The organism is Thalassospira sp. HJ, from assembly GCF_000948415.1.
Taxonomy (GTDB): Bacteria; Pseudomonadota; Alphaproteobacteria; order Rhodospirillales; family Thalassospiraceae; genus Thalassospira.
Map to the genome: position 1 here is coordinate 699,362 of NZ_JYII01000012.1, position 19,457 is coordinate 718,818.

The window sequence follows — 19,457 nt, forward strand, 5'->3', positions numbered from 1 at the left end:
CCATTTTTTGTGCGTAATGCCATGCATCCGTAAGGGAATGTTTCTACCCATTAATCCGCATTGAAGCCCGATGGCTTTGTTTTTTTATTGACCGTGCCATGGGGCTTTCGTCTAAGTAAAAGGCAAAATAGGAGACTTGTGGACCGACCGCGCGACCATAAAAGCGCGCGCCAACCGCAAGAAAGCAGGCTTTACAGGGGAAAGTTTATCGTGCTCGAAAGTGTTGTTGCCAGTTCTGCAACGCCGATGCAGATGTGGGTGGTTCTTGCACTCGTTGCCGGATCGCTTGTTCTGTATGGGTTGGAGCGTATCTCGCTCGAGCTGACCAGCATGGCGCTGATCGCAACCCTTTTGCTTTTCTTCGAGTTTTTCCCGCTGCTTGACGGTGATGGTGACAATCTGCTTGGGCCTGCAACCATCATGTCGGGCTTTGCCAACCCGGCATTGCTGACGGTGTTGTCGCTGCTTGTCGTCGGGCAGGGGATGGTTCTGACCGGCGGGGTTAGTTACATCGCCGGGCTGATTACCGAGCATGGCGGCAAGAATGCCTCGATCGCGATTTTCATCGGCCTTTTCGTCGTGATGGTGATGTCGGCCTTCCTGAACAATACGCCGGTCGTGGTCATCTTTATTCCGATTATTCAGGCACTTGCCGAGCGTATTGAACGTTCGCCATCGGCCCTGATGATCCCGCTTTCCTATGCCGCGATCTTGGGTGGCATGACGACCCTGATCGGGTCTTCGACCAACCTTCTGGTGTCGAGTTCCCTGATCGAATTGGGGATGCCTGGGCTTGAGTTCTTTGAATTCACGACGATTGGCGGTGTTCTCGCACTTGTCGGTTTTGTCTATGTCCTTCTGATTGCGCCGCGTCTGTTGCCGGCATTGGCCTCAATGCGCAGCAAACTTGCCAACCCCGATAGCAGCGGCAAGCAGTTCATTGCCCAGATCACGGTTGGCCCATCAGCCAACATGATCGGGACCAAACCGGTTGCCGGTTTCTTCAAGAACCTGCCCAATATCACGATCCAGATGATCGTGCGCCGCGAACACGCCGAATTGCCGCCGTTCGAAGATGATATGGAAATTCAGGCCGGTGATGTTCTGGTCGTCGCAGCGACACGCAAGGCCCTGACCGAGGCCCTGCAAAAAGACCCCGGTTTGCTGCATTCCGACGCGGTTGCAGTGGGTGCGGATGGTGACGATACCCCGCAAAAATCAACCCAGCTTCTGGCCGAAGTCATGTTGCCGCCGGGCTCGCGCCTGATCGGGTTTAACCTTGAGCAGATCGGTTTCCGCTATCAGTACAAATGCCTTGTGCTGGGTATTCAGCGCCGGTCGCGCATGATCCGGACCCAGATGACCGAAATCCGGCTTGAAGCCGGTGACGTTCTTCTGGTGCAGGGACGCTCAGAGGATGTCGAGGCGCTTCGTACCATTCGTGACGTTGTCTTGCTGGAATGGTCGACGCGCACCTTGCCGCGCCCGTTCCATGCCCGTCGTGCTGCTGCGATCTTCCTTGGGGTGATTGCATTGGCCGCGACCGGAATTGTGCCGATCATGGTTTCAAGCTTTATCGGTGCCGGTCTGATGATCGCATCTGGTGCGCTTAATTTGCGACAGGCGTCGCGCGCGATTGACCGCAAGATTGTGCTGCTGGTGGCTGCTGCCCTCGCGCTTGGCAATGCCTTGCAATTAACCGGCGGGGCTGAGTTCGTGGCCGATCAGCTATTGGCAGCAACCCGCGGGGCACCAGCACCGGTTATCTTGTCGCTCTTCTTCCTGATTGTGGCCGGGTTTACCAATGTGCTTTCGAACAATGCCTGTGCCGTGTTGTTCACCCCGATCGGGATTGGCATGGCGCAGCAATTGGGTGTGCCGCCGCATGTGTTTGCGATTGCGGTGGTGATGGCGGCAAACTGTTCATTTGCATCGCCGGTGGGGTATCAGACCAACCTTCTTGTCATGGGGCCGGGGCATTACCGGTTCATCGACTTCCTCAAGGCTGGCACACCGCTGATTATCCTTCTTTGGATCGCGTTCAGCCTGTTTGCGCCGTGGTATTACGATATCCCGTTCTAAGGCCGGTGAAGCTGGTCCGGTAACGGATTGCATCCGTTCAGTTAAGCCATGCAAAAATGGCTGTCTTGTTTGTGTGGAAGGCGTTTGACTTTTGCCTTCTGCGCAATAGGATCAGGCCGCTTGATTGTTCTACATGAACCATCATTGGTTATTCTTCTTTCTCAGGAACTTACAGATGGCCCAGACTGCCGCAATTGCAAAGCCGACAACGCGTCCAAACAGCCCGAATTTTTCGTCGGGCCCGTGCAAGAAACGCCCGGGTTGGTCCGCTGATGCATTGCAGACGGAAGTCCTTGGCCGCTCGCACCGTGCGAAACTGGGCAAACAGCGCCTTGAAGAGGTGATTGACCGTTCGCGTGCTGTCCTGAACCTGCCCGATGATTATCTTCTTGGGGTGGTTCCGGCATCCGATACCGGTGCCGTCGAAATGGCCCTGTGGTCGATGCTGGGCGCGCGCGGCGTTGATATGCTGGCATGGGAAAGCTTTGGTGCGACCTGGGTTGCGGATGTGATCAAGCAGCTCAAGCTTGATGATGTGCGTACCCTTGAAGCCGATTATGGCAAGCTGCCTGATCTGGCGTCGGTTGATTTCAACCGCGATGTTGTATTTACCTGGAATGGCACGACGGCGGGTGTGCGGGTCCCCAATGGTGACTGGATCGCCGATGACCGCAAGGGGCTTACCATTTGCGACGCGACCTCGGCGATTTTTGCCATGGAACTGCCGTGGGACAAGCTCGATGTCGTGACCTATAGCTGGCAGAAAGTTCTGGGCGGCGAGGGTGGCCATGGGATCATTATCCTGAGCCCGCGCGCAGTTGAACGCCTTGAAAGCCACACACCGGCCTGGCCGATGCCAAAAATCTTCCGCATGACCAAGGGCGGCAAGCTGATTGATGGTATTTTCCGTGGCGAAACCATCAACACGCCATCCATGCTTGTGGTCGAGGACGCCATCGATGCCCTTAAATGGGCCGAAAACATTGGTGGCCTTGAAGGTCTTCTGAAGCGCACACGCGAAAGCCGCGCGCATCTTGATGCGTGGCTTGTGACCAGTGACTGGGCGGCAGACCTTGCCGAAGACCCGACAACGGCGTCGAATACCTCGATGTGTATCAAGATTGTCGATCCGTGGGCATTGGATTTGTCTGCTGATCAGCAGGCGATGCTGCCGAAAAAGATTTCCCAGCTTCTTGAATTGGAAAATGTCGCATTTGATATCAACGGATACCGTGATGCGCCTGCTGGCCTGCGTATCTGGGGCGGGGCAACGGTTGAGCCCAGCGATATCAAGGCGTTGCTGCCGTGGCTTGACTGGGCATATGCGGTGGTTAAGGCCGAATTTCAGGCCAGCTAGGAAATAATTCGTACGTATTATTTGCGTTAGAGGGGTTTTCCCCGTTGCTCTGTCCGGCACAACGCGGTAGTAACCGCTACCGGATAGTGAGCCCTGAGCGTTGCTCGGGATATCATCAATTTGAATTTGCGCGCCTCGTCCGGGAAAGCACACATAATGACCGAACTCGCCAGGAAAGCTCTTTTGCCCGCCGGCCTGCAGGATGTCCTGCCAGGAACCGCCGCACGGGAAGCTGAAATCCGTGAAAAGCTGATGGCCAGTCTGGCGCATGCGGGATACGACCGCGTGAAAACCCCGCTCGTCGAATTTGAAGAAAGCCTGCTTGAAGGTGTGGCACCGGAACTGGCGACCCAGACATTTCGTCTGATGGACCCGGAATCGCGTCGCATGATGGGGCTTCGGTCCGATATGACGCCGCAGGTTGGCCGTATTGCAGCGACCCGTTTGGTTGATGCGCCGCGTCCGCTGCGTCTTTCCTATTCCGGTGATGTGCTGCGGATCAAGGGTTCGCATCTGCGGCCGGAACGCCAGTTCGCACAGGTTGGTGCGGAACTGATTGGTGTTTCGAGTGCCGCGGCCGATACGGAGATTGTTCTGCTTGCGCTTGAAGCCCTTGATAGCATCGGTCTTGCCGATGTTTCGGTCGATCTTAATCTGCCGACCTTGCCGGTGCGTCTGTTTGACGCCTTTGGCGTATCGCGCGATGAACGAGAAGCTTTGACGGAGGCACTTGAACGTCGCGACGTCGCGGCCCTTCGCGCCGCTGATGGCAAAGTCACAGGCGTTCTGGTTGCCTTGCTGGAGGCCGCAGGTCCGGCACAGACGGCCTTGCCGAAACTCAAGAAACTTGAATTGCCGCTCGGCGCATCCGAAGAGCTTTATCGTCTGATTGACGTCGCAGAACGTGTTCTGGCGTCCGGGCTTGAAGCAGCCCTTACCATTGATCCGGTCGAGATGGCCGGTTTCCGCTATCAGACCGGTGTCAGCTTTACCCTGTTTGCCCGTAATGTCCGCGGCGAGATTGGTCGTGGCGGGCGTTATCGTGCCGGCGGTGCCTCTGGCGAGGCGGCAACGGGTATGTCGCTTTATATGGATAGTATTCTGCGCGGTCTTCCGGATGCTGAACCGGTGGATCGGGTCTACCTGCCGCTGGGCACGCCGCAGCGGGAAGCGCGCAAATTGCGCGCCGAAGGTCATTACACGGTTGCCGCCCTTGAAGGTGCGGCCGAGGCCAAAACCGAGGCTGCTGCGCGCATCGAAGCGCAGGGCATGGGTTGTAATCACATTTATCTTGGCGGCCAGGTTGTGCCGCTGAGCGCCTAATTCAACGAACTTTTTATCGCGCAAGGAGTTTTGCGATGACCAATGTTGCCGTGATCGGTTCCCAGTGGGGGGACGAAGGTAAAGGCAAGATCGTCGACTGGCTGTCCGAACGGGCAGACGTTGTTGTGCGTTTCCAGGGTGGTCATAACGCCGGTCATACTCTGGTGATCGACGGAACGACTTACAAACTCAGCCTGCTGCCGTCGGGCATCGTGCGTGAGAAAAAGCTCTCGGTAATCGGTAACGGCGTTGTTGTCGATCCGTGGGCGCTTCTGGCCGAGATCGGTCGCCTGAAAGAGCAGGGCGTGGACATCACCCCGGAAAACCTGCGTCTGGCGGAAAATGCCTGCCTGATCCTGCCGCTGCATGGCAACCTTGACCGTGCACGCGAAGCGGCTGCTTCCGGTGATAACAAGATCGGCACCACCGGTCGTGGTATCGGCCCGGCATACGAAGACCGTGCTGGTCGCCGTGCAATCCGTGTTGGTGATCTGGCTGATGTTGACCTGCTCAAAGCCAAGATCGAGAACCTGCTGACGCATCACAATGCGCTTCTGCGCGGCCTTGGTCAGCCGGAAATTGATGGCGCGGAACTGCTTGAACAGCTCAAGGAAATTGCACCGAAAATTCTGCCGTTCTCTGACACGGTCTGGAAGTCGCTGAACCAGTTCAAGGAAGCTGGCAAGCGCATCCTGTTCGAAGGTGCGCAGGGCACGATGCTTGACGTTGACCATGGCACGTATCCGTTCGTGACCTCGTCAAACACCGTTTCCGGTCAGGCAGCAGCCGGTTCCGGCATGGGCCCGTCGGGTGTTGGTTATGTTCTTGGTATCACCAAGGCCTACACCACCCGCGTTGGCGAAGGTCCGTTCCCGTCCGAACTGTTTGACGCAGACGGTGAACGTCTTGGTGAGCGTGGCCACGAATTCGGTGTGGTCACCGGTCGTAAGCGCCGCTGTGGCTGGTTTGATGCCGCCCTTGTTCGTCAGTCGGTCAAGGTCAACGGCATCACCGGTATCGCCTTGACCAAGCTTGACGTGCTTGATGGCTTTGACGAGATCAATATCTGCACCGGCTATGACATTGATGGGAAAATTTATGACCATCTGCCGGCCAACCAGCGTCTTCAGGCCAAAGCCAAGCCGGTTTATGAAACCATCGAAGGCTGGTCGGAAACGACCATGGGTGCACGTAGCTGGGCGGACCTTCCGGCGGCCGCGATCAAATATGTTCGCCGCGTCGAAGAGCTGATCGAAGCACCGGTTGCGCTTCTGTCAACCAGCCCGGAACGCGATGACACCATTCTGGTACATGATCCGTTCAGCGCCTGATTGCTGAAAAATACCTGATTGTTAAAAGCCACCAGTATCAAGCTGGTGGCTTTTTTGTTTGTGGTTTAAGGGCTTGATTGTCCCTTAATGCTGAGCCTGCCGCATAACAGCTTGCCCGCATGGAGGATCACCAGTATCGTTTTATCAACCTTTTGAGGATAGCGTTCTGGTAGATAGGTCAGGAGGACTGTCGATCAGGAGATCGCGCGTCACTCAGGGAATGATAACCTGTAAAAGAATATCGGGATCATGGCAGAGCAAGCAGAAGATCAGGAACAGGACGTTTCGAACGGTGCTGCGACAGAGCCGGTGATGGATGCACCGGGCGGCGGCGCACCTGCGCCTGCGGAACCCGAAGAAACATCAGAAAATGATGAAGCCACCATCAGTGCGGGTGGCAAAAGTGTCGAAATCGGCAATTTCCGCGTCTTTCTGGATCTGCGAATGCCGGAATTCGATATGGGTCATTGCAAGGCCTATTCCGCGGACAATCTGCGCCGTGATGAAGGAAGCGCCTTTGCGCTTGTCACTGACCCGGTTCTTCCGACCCGCCACGATCACATGACTTTCCTGACCGGGATGCATATGGCTGGTCAGATTGATCTGATTGACTATGAAACCGCCTATTGGCCGCCCTTTGGTCGCAAGACCATGGTGCTTTTCTATGAGAAGCCGGCGGGGGGTAGGGTTTTAGCCAAACAAACCAAAAAGCTCCCCATCGACGAACACGACATTGCGACGGTCGTTGTCGAGCCGCTGATGAATGCCATGCAGGCCTTCGGTGAAAAGGGCTTGGCACATCGTAATATTCGTGCCGACAACCTTTTCTTTGCCGACCCCATGCACGAGAAAGTCGTGCTTGGTGATTGTGCAAGTGCACCGCCTGGCTATGACCAACCCGCAGTCTATGAGACCGCGTCACGCATGGGTGCCGATCCCGCAGGACGCGGTTCGGGCAGCATCGCAGATGATTTCTATGCACTTGGCATGACACTGGCCGAGCTTGGCATCGGGCGTCAGCCGCTCAAGAAGCTCAATGATCAGGAAATCCTCGAGCTCAAACTTTCAAAGGGGTCATTCCAGGCCATCGCATCGCTGGAAAAGCTGCCGCTGGTGCTGATTGAACCCGTGCGCGGGCTTCTGTGCGATGATCCCGAAGAACGCTGGGGCCTTGCGGAGTTGAATGCCTGGCTCGATGGCCGCCGGACCAAGCCGGTGCAATCAAATACGGAAAAGCGTGCCGCGCGTTCGCAAAACCTTGCGGGGCGAGATTACTATACCTGTCGATCGCTTGCGCAGGGCATTGCCAAGAACTGGAGCACCGCACTTGCGCCTTTGCGCGACAGCACCGTGGAAATCTGGTTGCGGCGCGGTTTGGGCGACAATGATCGGGCAAAGGCACTTTCCGAGGCCATGCGTCAATTGCAATGGGCGGGTGCCGACAAACGATCTGCCGAGGATGTACTGGTCGCACGTTCCATCCTGATCCTGGATCCGACCGGGCCGGTGCGGTTCAAGGGGTTCGCATCCATGGTCGACGGGCTTGGCTTCATGCTGTCCTATGATGTGCAGCACGGGCGCGGACCGCAACGTTTTGCCGACGTTATCGTCCGCGATATCCCGTCCTTCTGGTTTAGCCGTCAGGAAGGCTACAGCCCGGAAGTCCAGAGACAACAGCAGCTTTATAAAAACCTGCGCTATTACATTCAGCAGCAAAGTGCTGGCTATGGCTATGAGCGCTGCCTTTATGCGACCGTGCGCAATCAGCATTGCCTGAGCCCGATGGTCGAAGAAGAATATGTCGTCGAAATCGCCGATCTGTTGCCGGCCCTTGAAAAGGCTGCCGAAACAGCATCTGAAGAAAGCTGGCCGGTGGATCGTCACATTGCAGCCTTCATCGCGACGCGTCTTGAAGACGATGTCGAAGGCCAGTTGATGGCGATGCAAAACCCGTCTGACGAGGTTGAATACAGCCGCGCGATCATCAGCATGCTGGCGATTGTCCAGTGGCGCCATGGCCCGGATAATCTGCAAAACCTGTCGCATTGGGTGGCGCGTTTGATGGAGCCGGCGATCAAGGTGTTCCACAGCAAGGCACGCCGCGAACGTGTGGAAACCGAAATTCCAAAACTGGCCAAGCGTGGCAATCTGGTCGAGCTTTACAACCTCATCAATGACGAGCAGGAACGTCGTAAGGACCAGTCCGAGTTTGTCGAGGCGGTCGCGGAATATTCCGAAGCCGAAAGTGAAGTGTTCGATCTGGAATCGTCGGGGCCGGCACGTATGGAATTGGCCGAAAAAGTCGGCCAACAGGCCGCAGCATTCGCATCCACCATGATCGCGCTGCTGACCGTATCCGCGCTGTTCTTGATGCATATCTTTTAAGGGGCTGAGATGGCAAAAGGTAAAAGTTCAGCCTCAAAGGGCAAGGGTAAGGGCGGACGTAGCGCGTTTTCCGGCTTGTCGGTGATTGCATCTGCCGTGCTGCTGTTCATGGTGGCGTTGCCGACCTTTATTACGTTGACCGTCGGGCTGTTGCCGTCGCTTGTTGCCTTCATCTTTGATCGCAGTCCGGGGCGGACTATGGCGCGCTGTGTGTTTGGTTTGAATTTCTCAGGTGTTGCGCCCTATATCCTCGAAATCTGGATGCAGCCGGCACAAACCGTCAGTGGCGCGACACAAGCGGTGTTCCAGCCGCTTGCCCTGTCGATCATGTATGGCGCGGCGGGGCTTGGCTGGTTGCTCTATCTTGCGATGCCGCCGATTGTTGCCAATGTGCTGAACCTCTCGGCACAGCGCCGGGTAAGTGAGTTGCGCAAGAAACAGCGCGGTCTGATCAAGACCTGGGGCGATAGCCTGATCAAGGAAGTGGATCGTTCGGGCAACTGATCGAAGCGCCGTCTTCCCCGTGATATGCGACCCAAAGAAAAACGGCGGACAATTGTCCGCCGTAAGTCGTTTCCAGAGGGGGGGTATAAAAATGGGGTATTAGCCGTTGTTAATGGGGCAGGTCCGTATGGATTGATTTCCGGACCTTTTCAAAGGCGCGCACTTCGATCTGGCGGATGCGCTCGCGCGAGATACCATAGGCCAGACTAAGGTTTTCAAGCGTTACCGGGCTTTCAAGCAGGCGGCGCTGCGTCAGGATGTCGCGTTCGCGATCATTAAGGTGCGACATTGCACTTTTAAGCATGTTCATGCGCTGAAGGAATTCTTCACGCTTGCCATACAGGGTTTCCTGATCATCATCTTCGCTTTCGATCCAGTCGACCCATTCACCATCGCCTTCAATGCGGACCGGCGCGTTGAGAGAGTGGTCAGGGCCAGCCAGACGGCGGTTCATCATGATGACATCGTCTTCGGAGACATTAAGCTTGGTTGCGATCAATTCGACCTGTTCAGGCTGAAGATCGCCTTCGTCAATTGCCTGCATCTGGCTTTTGAGCTTGCGCAGGTTAAAGAACAGCTTTTTCTGTGCAGCCGTCGTGCCCATTTTCACAAGCGACCAGGAATGCAGGATGTATTCCTGAATGGCGGCACGGATCCACCACATGGCGTAAGTCGCGAGGCGGAAGCCCTTGTCCGGGTCAAAGCGTTTGACCGACTGGAGCAGGCCGACATTTCCTTCGGAGATCAGTTCGTTGATCGGCAGGCCATAGCCGCGGTAGCTCATCGCGATCTTGGCGACCAGGCGCAAATGGCTGGTGATCAGTTTTTCGGCGGATTTATCACAATCCTTGTCCCGGAAGTTGCAGGCATAGGTGGTTTCCTGTTCCGGGGTAAGCATCGGGTATCGGCGTATACGTTGAAGGTATACCGTCAGACCATCTTGGGAAATGGTTGGAAGAGCGTTGCCTTGTTTCATCGAAGCCTCCCGTATTGCTTTCAAAAAGTGCTGTTATCCCCTTGCACTTTTTAAAAAGGTATACGGGAGTATTATATACCGTCAATAGAAATTTAGGCGGTAAGGCTAGTATTAACTATTCAAAGGTATAGCTCCAGCGCCTTCATCAGGGCCAGTAGGTCTTCCGGAATGGGGGCCTCGGTCGAGATGTACTTTCCGGTGCGAGGGTGCAGAAAGCCTAGAGTTCGGGCATGCAACGCCTGTTTGTTGAACGCGTTCAAAATCTCTTGCGTCTCTAGGTTGAACTTTTGAAGAGTTCGATTTCGACCGTAAACTGGATCACACACAAGTGAATGTCCAATATGGTTCATATGAACGCGGATTTGATGCGTGCGGCCGGTCGCAAGACGGCACTCAACAAGCGATGCCAACGAGTCGTTACGGAATTGCAGAGTTTTATAGTGGGTGAGTGCGTGTTTTCCCGCATTTTTGACCACCGCCATCTTCTTTCGATTGCGCGGGCTACGGCCAATATTTCCCTCAATATCGCCATTGAGCGGCTTGGGCACGCCCCAGACAACTGCAATGTAGGCGCGATCGATATTGTCCTTGTCCTCGGCAAACAGATTTGAAAGAGCGCGATGGGCGGCGTCGTTCTTGGCAACCACCATTGCCCCGCTGGTATCCTTGTCCAGGCGATGGACGATCCCCGGGCGTTTGACGCCGCCAATCCCCGATAGGCTATCGCCACAATGGGCCAGAAGCGCATTTACAAGCGTGCCGCTTTCATTGCCCGCCGCGGGATGGACCACCATACCTGCGGGCTTGTTGATCACCAGAAGGTCGTCATCTTCATAAAGCACATCAAGCTTGATGTCTTCGGGCACCGGCTCGGCCATTTCCGGTTCGGGCACGATCAGATCAAAAATATCGCCTGTTTTGACCTTGGCCGACATCTTGGTTGCAGGCGCGCCATTGACGCTAAGCTGACCATCCTCGATCAATGCCTTGATGCGCGAGCGCGACTGATCGGGCCATGCAGTTGCCAACACCTTGTCAAGGCGCGCACCTTCATCCTCGTCGGTCGCTTTATAGGTCAGGTTTTCAGACATCGCTTGCTATCGGGCTATATTGATCAATGGGGGCGGTCATGCGCCTGTGCTGGCAGCTTGTAGCGTTTTGTCCGGCGATTGCAACGAATTGCGACATTGCGGGGTGTTTGTTGCCTTGCAATTGGGCCTGCTTGTCGCTATGGCCTTGAATAAGGGTTGGTATGATCGCGCTTTTGGCGAGCATGCAGGTTTCATCAAGCTTTGTCAGTTGGAAATACGATGCGTGTAGTTAAGGCTTTGGTTGCGTTCATGGGCATTCTGATTGTGGTGGGCATCGGACTTGTCGTCTATGGCCTGTCACTGGACAAGAACAACCCGGACGCCGTCACCGAAACCGGTGAACCAACCGCGACGCCATCTGTTCCGGTTGCCGGAACCACAAGTGTCGCTCAGCAAGAATCCCTCGGCGTATTCGGTGATATCACCATCGACCTAGGTGATGACGAGCGCCTTGTCGGCTATTCCATTGATGGCACGCAGGCGACCCTTCATATCGAAGGCCGCCATGGCGAGGGTACGCGTCTTGTTATCGTGTCACTCGCCGAGAAAAAGGTGCTTGGCCGCATCATCCTTGATCAGGGTGCGCAGTAATCTGATTACAAAGCGTTGTGTGTGGCGATGGGGACGGGCAGGGCATGACAGGCAATAGACCAGCAGAGGTGGAAGACGAAACCCACATCGCGCTCGCCAATGCCCTGCACGAGGAAATCCGCGACTTCTGTGCGCTGCAATGGCCCCAGGAAGCCTGCGGCCTTCTGATCGCTGCCATTGATAGCCCCAACCGCATCGAACGCGTGGTCTTTGCCAAAAACGTCGCCGAAGACCCGCTTGTCAATTTCGAGATTGATCCGCAATCCCTGATTGATTGTCATCGCAACGCGCGCCAGAAGGGGGAGCGGGTTGTGGGATGTTTTCATTCCCACCCCAATGGCAAGGCGCTGCCATCGCCAACGGACCGGGCGCGAGCCGATGAAAATGGTTTTCTGTGGCTGGTGATCGCGACAGAGCATAACCGCGCAGCCGAAAGCGGCATGTATCGCATCATTCATCCGGATGCAGGCGACAATGCAGATCATCCCGAACTCCGCTATTTCCGCCGCTGCATCATACTTGGGAGCACTTCCAGTGGAGAAGACGCTTAGTTCTGTTTGCTCTCGTAGAGATCGCTTTTGGGACGCTTTGCTGCTGTAATAGCGCAGTCAAACACCCTCGCCAGTGCTACGACAAGAGCACGCTCAACCTTTCCCTGTGACGCCATCTCAAAAAGTACCCCGAGGGTTTCCTCAATGGTGAATGCACTCTTATAGGGGCGCTTTTCTAACAAGGCGCCGGCAATGTCACAGATGGTGAGAATACGTGTTAAATCGCGGATTTCATGTGCTTGTAATCCATCTGGGTAGCCACTGCCATCAAGGTATTCGTGATGGTGCAAAACGGCATCTAGGATATCAGGATGAAAATCTTTCTGGCTGGCAAGACGCTGATAGCCATCTTTGGGGTGTCTTTGAATAATTGCGAACTCTTCCGGACTTAGCTTACCGGTTTTGTCCAGAATGGCTGGCGGTGTCCATATTTTGCCAATGTCATGCAGCAGTCCTGCTTGCGTCAGTTTGGCGATATCTTGACTGTTCATGCCGACGCCTTGTGCAAATGCACAGGCAATTCCGGTCACGAGCAGGACATGTTGGAATGTCGAGTTGTGATAAATGCGAACGGTATCAAGCCAATCAAGAACACCAAGGTCTGCAACGGATTCAGCAAGTTGGCGTCCTGTCTCTCCGATCAAAGCTGTATCAATAGGTTCTTTTTGAGCAGCTTGATCGAAAATTTCACGCATTGCGCGTGCGGAGTCAGCAATGATGGACTTGGTTGTACTGGTCGCGAAGCGATGAGGCGTGCGAAGTTCTTCGATCACGATCGCGAGGCCGATTTCACTGAGCGGTTTCAATACCGTCTTTCTTGCACCCAGGGCGCTTGCTTGCCTCTGATGTTGCCTGTCGCCTTTTGAAACAGTGATGAAAATCTGCGTCTCTGGTTTCGCGATATTACGGAATGCCCTAACCTTATCGATCAATGCAGGATCTTTAAGATCTATATCGACAAGCAGCACTTCAACTTCGGCGGGAATTGGTGCTTCCGTGTTTAAAAATTGCACTTCAACGCCCATTACCGTCGTCGGTAGATACCCAAACAGATCGTCTTCTGTGAAAACGTGCAAAGTCGTGCGCAATTTTTGCGACATCTGGCTGCCCCGACAAGTATCGTAAAAGTCGACGACATGTTTGCTATACACGTTTTCATTGAACATCAAGAACTTGTGCTCAGGCGATCTGCATTAATTTGATAGTGCTTGTAAAATATGATTCCTATGAATATGCCCAACTATACATTCGTTTCGGTCGATTACGGCTATTATTGATCTATCACCGGTTGTTATGAGTTGGGGAAGAATCGCCTCTAGGCGAGTATCGACGTCAACAGTGAAGCTGACGTTATCTAAAGGTTTCGCTTCCGATCTGCTTGGCGTCATGATCGATTGGGCACGCAAGACTTTTGACCGGTTTACATCGCGGGTAAAGGCCTGGACATAGTCATCTGCGGGCTTGAGCACGATTTCCTCTGGCCGGCCGACCTGCACCAGCTTGCCGTCCTTCAGAATCGCAATCCGATCGCCGATCTTAAGCGCCTCGTCGAGGTCATGGGTGATAAAGACGATGGTCTTGTGAAGCTCCGCCTGAAGCTTCATCAGTTCATCCTGCATGTCGGACCGGATCAGCGGATCAAGGGCCGAAAACGCCTCATCCATCAGCAGAACTTCCGGATCGGTCGCAAGCGCTCGGGCAAGTCCGACACGCTGCTGCATGCCCCCTGACAGCTGGTCGGGGAACTTGGTCTCATACCCGGCCAGACCAACCCGCGCGATCCATTTCGATGCCGCAGCTTCGCGGTCCTTACGTGCAGTGCCCTGGATTTCTAGCCCATAGGCGACGTTATCCATCACATTGCGATGGGGCAGCAACCCAAACCGTTGAAACACCATGCCAAGCCGCTGGCGGCGAAACGCATTGAGTGCCGGAATATCCATGGCAAGGATGTCTTCCCCGCCAAAGGAAATGCTGCCCGCCGTTGGATCAATCAGGCGATTAAGATGGCGAATAAGCGTTGATTTCCCCGATCCCGACAGGCCCATGACGACAAAGGTTTCACCCTGTTCAATCGACAGCGACACATCATGCAATCCAACCGTATGACCGGTTTTGGCAAGGATTTCATCCTTGTCCGCACCGCCCTTGGCCAGTTCAAGTGCCGATTTCGGGTCGGGCCCGAAGATTTTGAAAATATTGCGGATTTCGATATAGCTCATCACGCGTCCTCCGCATTCGGACTGCGCTGCGATCGCTTGCCATAGGCCTGGCCGATCCGGTCAAACACCACGGCCAGAAGAACAATCGCAATACCGGCCTCCATACCAGCACCTACGTCCAGACGCTGAATGCCCATCAGGACCTGTTCGCCCAATCCGCGCGCGCCAATCATGGATGCGATCACCACCATCGAAATCGACATCATCGTCGTCTGGTTAATCCCGGCCATGATGTTGGGAAGGGCAAGTGGGAGCTGCACACCAAACAGGATTTGCTTGCGGCTGGCCCCGAATGATCGGGATGCTTCAAGAACTTCCTGATCAACCAGACGAATACCAAGATCGGTCAGTCGCATGACGGGCGGGGCGGCATAAATCACCGTGGCTAAAATGGCTGGGACCTTTCCCAAGCCAAACAGCATCAGGGCCGGGATCAGATAAACAAAACTCGGCATGGTCTGCATGGTATCAAGGATCGGCAACATGACAGCCCGCAGGCGATTGGACATCGCCATGGCAATCCCGACCGGAATACCGATCAACACCGAAAGCGACGTCGCGACAATCATCAGCGCCAGCGTCTGCATCGCCTTGTCCCACAGACCCAGCATGCCAATGGCAAACATCGCGACAACCAGCCCGATAACCAGCTTCCAGTTTTTGCTGGCATGCCATGTGATCACGGCAATGGTGATCAAAACCACCCACCAGGGGGCACCACGCAAGACCTGCTCGAGTGCGACCAGAACGGTCAGCAAACTGTCGGCAAAGGCCTCAAACGCTGCGCCATAATTGATCACCAGCCAATCAACAAACTGATTGACCCACTTGCCCAACGGCACATTCAACTGTTCTGGAAACATGGCGCAACCGGCCCGATCTGCTCAAAAAATCAATGAGCGTAGGAGCCTAACAAGATCAACCCGCAGGCGCGACCGTTAATCGGACCCTGCCTGACATCTGCTGACTATTTCAGTTTAAAGTGGTTGCGTATTCCTAAGAGTATCAAGAAAACCAGTATGCTCGACCAGATAACCTGTGTGACTTCTAAGTAAAACAACGAGTGAAATAAATGGTTTGGCAACGGGGAGGAATATGGAGAGCTTTCATTAGCATTTCCTCCATAGAGGCATAATTTTGCTAGCTCTTGGGCCTCTTTTCCACTTGCTGCTGAGAACACGAGTGCTTTGCTAGTCGATAAAAGTACGGCAGATTTGAGTGCTGAACCGTTTCCGTCAACACATTTCCCCTCATCAAACGCCCAGAAGTTGCCTTTTGGTAAATGCAGCAGAAAATATAGATACGAAAACAAAATAATAGATATCAGCCAAGAAAAAAGAGGTCTCAAAATCGACCGACCGTAGTCAGAAAAAACCTCGAAACTTAAGTTTAACCACCAGCGGAAACTCCAAGGGCGATCAATGAATAAACGCCGAGATTTAAGTTCAGCAGCAAAGTATTCCTGCTCTTTTCCATGATCATGAGCTTGGATTGCTATTCTTTTTAATGATCTATACCTCCAGACAAGCGAAGTGTTGTTTTGGCTCTCATCAGATTTAACGGTTTGGGTTGGTGAGAACTTAATAATAACGCCATCTAGAGCAGGAGATTCGAGAAAGTGTGTTTGAGAAAAATCTGGAACGAATTGAAATTCTGAACTGTGAAATGACAATCCTTGCGAAAAGTTAGACGCTTTAAAGTCAGAGTGCCCGCCAAAATTGACGTTCAGTAGTAAGCACGAACGTTTAAACGTGCAGTATGAGAGAGAGCAGTCAGAACTAAAAGTGGTGTCTTCTATGACAACCTCATCGTCAAATTCATTTTTTTGGGATGAGAAGACACCTCCAACTTCTATGGTGCGAAGGAAAAAATCTTTCTGAAAATGGACTTCATTTAATTCGAAATCTGCTGAAAACATGCAGTTGATGAATGATGTTGAGCTTTTAAAGGTGCTCCAATTGAGTTCAATCGCCCCCCAAAAGCTGCAATCGCGAAAATCTGCTGTTTCGGCAAAATTTGCCCCGCAGAAAGAGCTGTCTGATAAAAATGCGCAATCGCTTATACGAAACTCATCTGAAAATTCTGCTGAATTGAAGTTCACATATCCACATAAGCTCGATCTGTAGATTTGGCATGAATCATTGAACAGCGTTTCGAAAAAAAGGCATTCACTTTTGATTTCGGTCTCATCTATTGAGAATAAACCCTTGAAATGAGATTCTCTAAAATTAATAGAACCATTTATAAGGCATTTCTTGAGTTTAAATGTGTGTTCGAATACGCAATGAGAAAAATTGATGCTCCCATGGATTTGTGCGCAGTAAAATGAGACTGAGAATGGAAAAATTACTCCGTCTAAATCTATGTCAGACGAGAAAGTGGTGGGATTTTCTTCTGACGAAAAAACAGCTTGTGCTGCCTGGATCCATTGTTTGGTAGACTCGTTTTCACCAATAATTTCAAGTGAGAATGCATCTAGAGTGAGTTCACTTCTTTTTTGTAAATCATCTCGACGGCGCAGCATTTCTTCTGCCCAGGCATTCCAAGCCTCTTTGCCCTGTTTCCAAAGCGCGAGTGTTTCTTCCTGATTCATCTGGCTCCTCAATGCCATCGGCAGTTTATGCTGTTTATCTGATTAAACGTGCCTTGGCGATGCTTTGCAATCGGGAATTGTGGTGGGCGTTGTTCCCAAACGCAAAACACCCCGCGAGATTTCTCTGGCGGGGTGTTTGAATAGGTGCACCTTAAAGGTTACATCGCACTTTCAACGCGCTCGGCAACATCCTCCGGCACCCAGGCTTTCCAGACATCCGGCTTGGATTTCAGGAAATACATCGCAGCCCCGTCGGGCTTTTCGTTGTTTTCCTGCATATAGGCCAGCATTTCCGAGACCAGCGCGTTGCTGGTTTCATAGTTGGTCAAGAAGCTGATCAGGGTCGGTGCGGCGGCTTTGAAGTCGTTATTGACACCAATCGTGATCGTGCTTTGCGGATAGGCGGTTGCCTTGGTCGGGTTTTCTTCGGTTTTCAGCGCGTCAAAGATCGCCTTGTCATAGGCGGGTTCTTCAAGACGGGTGCTGTCATAAAGACCCATCACCCAGGTCGGGCCCCAATAGTAATAAAGGGCCGGTTTGCCGCGTTTATGGGCCGACGCGATGGCGGCCGAAAGCGCAGCCCCCGTGCCCGGGCGGAAGTTGGTGAAATCGTCATCAAGGCCATAGGCGCCAAGTTTTGCCGAATTGACCTTTTCACAGACCCAGCCTGACGGGCAGTTATAGAAGCGACCCTTGCCGGGTTCTTCCGGGTCTTCGAACAGCTCGGTATATTTCGCCAGATCATTGACCGATTTCAGATCAGGCGCCATCGGTTCAATCCCGCGATCAGCATCGCCTTGGATCACGTAGCTTGGCACGAACCAGCCTTCGACGGCGTCATCGAAATTCACCCCGATCTGGCTGACATTGCCGGCGTCCTCGGCCTTGGTCCAGGCTTCGGCAACGTTGTCGCGCCAGATTTCCATGACGACGTCAACGTCCCCCTTGCCAGCGCCGGTCAGAAGCGGAATGACATCGCCCGGCAGGGCATCGGTCTGACAGCCATAGCCCTTTTCAATGATGAAGCGGGCAACAGCGTTATGGAAAAGCGCGCTGTCATAATTGAGCCCGGCAAACATCACCGGACGGTCAATTTCGCAGGTTGCGTCTTGCGCGTTTGCGCTTGAATGGGAAATAAATGCGAGGCCAGCGGCCAACAGCATTGCGGCTCCGGTAGGCAGGGTTTTCATCCTTCTGTCCCTTCGTTGTTGCGGTCCGGAATCGCATCAAATGCATGGTCGGTGCGAGAAGCCCGCAAAGGTCCGGATTTGGCGTGATCCGGCACTTTCATATGACCGTGCCCCTGATACAGGTGCGGCAATTCTAGACTTGGCTGTCAAATGCGCGCAACCCCCGGTATGAAATGTCACGCTGACGTGATGGTGTTTTAATATTGATATCATTGCACAATGCTCCTGACAGGGATGGCAGGAGATGTCAGGTGGTGTGATTTACGGTTGTCGCGCCGCCTTGTTTAATTCCGCCCGTGAATTTGTCTGGCTTTGTCGTTATGTTGGGCAAAATACATTTCCGGGCATTTTGAATTGAGGGCCGCCATGATGCATTCCAGCCTGTTTGTCTTTGATATCGAAACCGTGCCCGATATTGATGTCTTGCCGCAATTGACTGGTGAAACCGCACCCGATCCGGAAACCGGGCGCAAGATGCTTGAAGATTATCATCTTGAAATCACCAGTGGCCGCAATGGCTTCCCGCGTCAGCCGTTCCACAAGGTGGTGGCGATCAGTTTTCTGCGTGCGACCATTCAGCGCGACGGCGACCTTGAAATGTATGAGATCGAAGAATTGCGATCGGGCGGGGAGCTCGCATCCGAGGAAAAGGACCTTGTGAACGGGTTCTTTGCCTATTGCGGCAAGCTCTATCCGCGCTTGGTCAGTTTCAATGGTCGCGGGTTTGATCTGCCGGTTCTGAAATACCGTGCGATGAAGCATGGGGTCACGGCCCGCTGGTTGCATCAGGCGTCAAACAAGTGGGAAAACTATACGGCACGCTATGCGCCGCACTGGCATTGCGATCTGGCCGAGGTTCTTTCGGATTACGGTGCATCGGCGCGTACCAAGATGAACGAGGTGTGTGCCGCCCTTGATTTGCCCGGTAAAACCGGGGTGGATGGCAGCAAGGTGTCCGACATGTTTGACAATGGCGAGATTGATGGCATTCGCCGCTATTGCGAGACGGATGTTCTGAATACCTATCTGCTATATCTACGTCATGCGCTTCATACCGGGTTGACTGATCATGATGGTTATAACCATGCGATCAATCTGACTGTGGGCTGGCTTGAAGAACGGGCAGGGGACATTCCCGCCTATCAGGAATTCCTTGATGCCTGGAAGCAATCCAGTGGTGGGTCGTTTAACGTGCTTTGAATGCCACATCATTCCGTTTTATGCGCACATTGGCATAAGTGAAGTGAGTCACACTGCCCGG

At 53.7% G+C, this 19,457-nt stretch carries 16 protein-coding genes; 9 read left to right on the forward strand and 7 right to left on the reverse strand.

Going from position 1 to position 19,457, the window contains the following annotated elements:
- The first annotated feature begins 210 nt into the window (after positions 1-210).
- The 6 genes from UF64_RS12145 to UF64_RS12170 all read left to right on the forward strand — a co-directional run bounded on the left by UF64_RS12145 (position 211) and on the right by UF64_RS12170 (position 8,982).
- Positions 211-2,082 carry an SLC13 family permease gene (locus UF64_RS12145; RefSeq protein ID WP_052657620.1) on the forward strand — a complete coding sequence of 624 codons (1,872 nt, stop codon included), beginning with the start codon at positions 211-213 and terminating at the stop codon, positions 2,080-2,082.
- Between the two features lie 175 nt (positions 2,083-2,257).
- Complete coding sequence (locus UF64_RS12150; protein ID WP_044828780.1) at positions 2,258-3,439, forward strand: phosphoserine transaminase; 1,182 nt, start codon at positions 2,258-2,260, stop codon at positions 3,437-3,439.
- Between the two features lie 156 nt (positions 3,440-3,595).
- The gene (locus tag UF64_RS12155; RefSeq protein WP_044828781.1) at positions 3,596-4,762 is read left to right on the forward strand and encodes an ATP phosphoribosyltransferase regulatory subunit; all 1,167 of its coding nucleotides are present in this window, start codon (positions 3,596-3,598) and stop codon (positions 4,760-4,762) included.
- 35 nt (positions 4,763-4,797) lie between these two features.
- The gene (locus UF64_RS12160) at positions 4,798-6,093 is read left to right on the forward strand and encodes an adenylosuccinate synthase (RefSeq protein WP_044828782.1); all 1,296 of its coding nucleotides are present in this window, start codon (positions 4,798-4,800) and stop codon (positions 6,091-6,093) included.
- Between the two features lie 249 nt (positions 6,094-6,342).
- Entirely contained in the window at positions 6,343-8,478 is a 2,136-nt protein-coding gene (locus UF64_RS12165) for a serine/threonine-protein kinase (protein ID WP_044828783.1), read from the forward strand.
- 9 nt (positions 8,479-8,487) lie between these two features.
- On the forward strand, positions 8,488-8,982 hold the full coding sequence (locus UF64_RS12170; RefSeq protein WP_044828784.1) for a hypothetical protein: 495 nt from the start codon (positions 8,488-8,490) through the stop codon (positions 8,980-8,982).
- 109 nt (positions 8,983-9,091) lie between these two features.
- On the opposite strand, the gene rpoH is transcribed toward UF64_RS12170, so the two are convergent.
- Positions 9,092-9,958 carry an RNA polymerase sigma factor RpoH gene (gene rpoH / locus UF64_RS12175; RefSeq protein WP_044828785.1) on the reverse strand — a complete coding sequence of 289 codons (867 nt, stop codon included), beginning with the start codon at positions 9,956-9,958 and terminating at the stop codon, positions 9,092-9,094.
- A 119-nt stretch (positions 9,959-10,077) separates the two neighbouring features.
- Positions 10,078-11,049 carry an RluA family pseudouridine synthase gene (locus UF64_RS12180; RefSeq protein WP_044828786.1) on the reverse strand — a complete coding sequence of 324 codons (972 nt, stop codon included), beginning with the start codon at positions 11,047-11,049 and terminating at the stop codon, positions 10,078-10,080.
- Between the two features lie 219 nt (positions 11,050-11,268).
- Between UF64_RS12180 and UF64_RS12190 the strand changes: the two genes are divergently transcribed.
- Both UF64_RS12190 and UF64_RS12195 read left to right on the forward strand, forming a co-directional pair.
- Positions 11,269-11,640 (forward strand): hypothetical protein, encoded by a 372-nt coding sequence (locus tag UF64_RS12190; protein WP_044828788.1) that lies wholly within the window; start codon positions 11,269-11,271, stop codon positions 11,638-11,640.
- 44 nt (positions 11,641-11,684) lie between these two features.
- Positions 11,685-12,191 carry a Mov34/MPN/PAD-1 family protein gene (locus tag UF64_RS12195; protein WP_052657621.1) on the forward strand — a complete coding sequence of 169 codons (507 nt, stop codon included), beginning with the start codon at positions 11,685-11,687 and terminating at the stop codon, positions 12,189-12,191.
- Here the strand turns inward: UF64_RS12195 and UF64_RS12200 are convergent.
- The 5 genes from UF64_RS12200 to UF64_RS12220 form a co-directional block, all read right to left on the reverse strand.
- A complete protein-coding gene (locus UF64_RS12200) occupies positions 12,188-13,357 on the reverse strand; it encodes an HD-GYP domain-containing protein (protein WP_052657622.1) in 1,170 nt (389 codons plus the stop codon). The genes UF64_RS12195 and UF64_RS12200 overlap by 4 nt on opposite strands.
- Before the next feature lie 27 nt (positions 13,358-13,384).
- On the reverse strand, positions 13,385-14,413 hold the full coding sequence (locus tag UF64_RS12205; protein WP_044828789.1) for a glycine betaine/L-proline ABC transporter ATP-binding protein: 1,029 nt from the start codon (positions 14,411-14,413) through the stop codon (positions 13,385-13,387).
- Positions 14,413-15,276 carry a proline/glycine betaine ABC transporter permease gene (locus UF64_RS12210; RefSeq protein WP_044828790.1) on the reverse strand — a complete coding sequence of 288 codons (864 nt, stop codon included), beginning with the start codon at positions 15,274-15,276 and terminating at the stop codon, positions 14,413-14,415. Before UF64_RS12210 ends, UF64_RS12205 begins: the two co-directional genes overlap by 1 nt.
- A gap of 104 nt (positions 15,277-15,380) precedes the next feature.
- Entirely contained in the window at positions 15,381-17,006 is a 1,626-nt protein-coding gene (locus UF64_RS12215) for a hypothetical protein (protein WP_152630682.1), read from the reverse strand.
- Positions 17,007-17,164: 158 nt separating this feature from the next.
- Positions 17,165-18,196 carry an ABC transporter substrate-binding protein gene (locus tag UF64_RS12220; protein WP_082049732.1) on the reverse strand — a complete coding sequence of 344 codons (1,032 nt, stop codon included), beginning with the start codon at positions 18,194-18,196 and terminating at the stop codon, positions 17,165-17,167.
- A 366-nt stretch (positions 18,197-18,562) separates the two neighbouring features.
- Between UF64_RS12220 and UF64_RS12225 the strand changes: the two genes are divergently transcribed.
- Positions 18,563-19,396 (forward strand): 3'-5' exonuclease, encoded by an 834-nt coding sequence (locus UF64_RS12225; protein WP_200892674.1) that lies wholly within the window; start codon positions 18,563-18,565, stop codon positions 19,394-19,396.
- Positions 19,397-19,457: the final 61 nt, after the last annotated feature.

Coding starts and splice junctions, on each gene's coding strand:
- UF64_RS12155 (WP_044828781.1), top strand. CDS start 3,596: ATGACCGAACTCGCCAGGAAAGCTCTTTTGCCCGCCGGCCTGCAGGAT.
- UF64_RS12215 (WP_152630682.1), bottom strand. CDS start 17,006: ATGAATCAGGAAGAAACACTCGCGCTTTGGAAACAGGGCAAAGAGGCT.
- rpoH (WP_044828785.1), bottom strand. CDS start 9,958: ATGAAACAAGGCAACGCTCTTCCAACCATTTCCCAAGATGGTCTGACG.
- UF64_RS12205 (WP_044828789.1), bottom strand. CDS start 14,413: ATGAGCTATATCGAAATCCGCAATATTTTCAAAATCTTCGGGCCCGAC.
- UF64_RS12195 (WP_052657621.1), top strand. CDS start 11,685: ATGACAGGCAATAGACCAGCAGAGGTGGAAGACGAAACCCACATCGCG.
- UF64_RS12225 (WP_200892674.1), top strand. CDS start 18,563: ATGATGCATTCCAGCCTGTTTGTCTTTGATATCGAAACCGTGCCCGAT.
- UF64_RS12165 (WP_044828783.1), top strand. CDS start 6,343: ATGGCAGAGCAAGCAGAAGATCAGGAACAGGACGTTTCGAACGGTGCT.
- UF64_RS12190 (WP_044828788.1), top strand. CDS start 11,269: ATGCGTGTAGTTAAGGCTTTGGTTGCGTTCATGGGCATTCTGATTGTG.
- UF64_RS12180 (WP_044828786.1), bottom strand. CDS start 11,049: ATGTCTGAAAACCTGACCTATAAAGCGACCGACGAGGATGAAGGTGCG.
- UF64_RS12160 (WP_044828782.1), top strand. CDS start 4,798: ATGACCAATGTTGCCGTGATCGGTTCCCAGTGGGGGGACGAAGGTAAA.
- UF64_RS12200 (WP_052657622.1), bottom strand. CDS start 13,357: ATGTTCAATGAAAACGTGTATAGCAAACATGTCGTCGACTTTTACGAT.
- UF64_RS12210 (WP_044828790.1), bottom strand. CDS start 15,276: ATGTTTCCAGAACAGTTGAATGTGCCGTTGGGCAAGTGGGTCAATCAG.
- UF64_RS12220 (WP_082049732.1), bottom strand. CDS start 18,196: ATGAAAACCCTGCCTACCGGAGCCGCAATGCTGTTGGCCGCTGGCCTC.
- UF64_RS12150 (WP_044828780.1), top strand. CDS start 2,258: ATGGCCCAGACTGCCGCAATTGCAAAGCCGACAACGCGTCCAAACAGC.
- UF64_RS12170 (WP_044828784.1), top strand. CDS start 8,488: ATGGCAAAAGGTAAAAGTTCAGCCTCAAAGGGCAAGGGTAAGGGCGGA.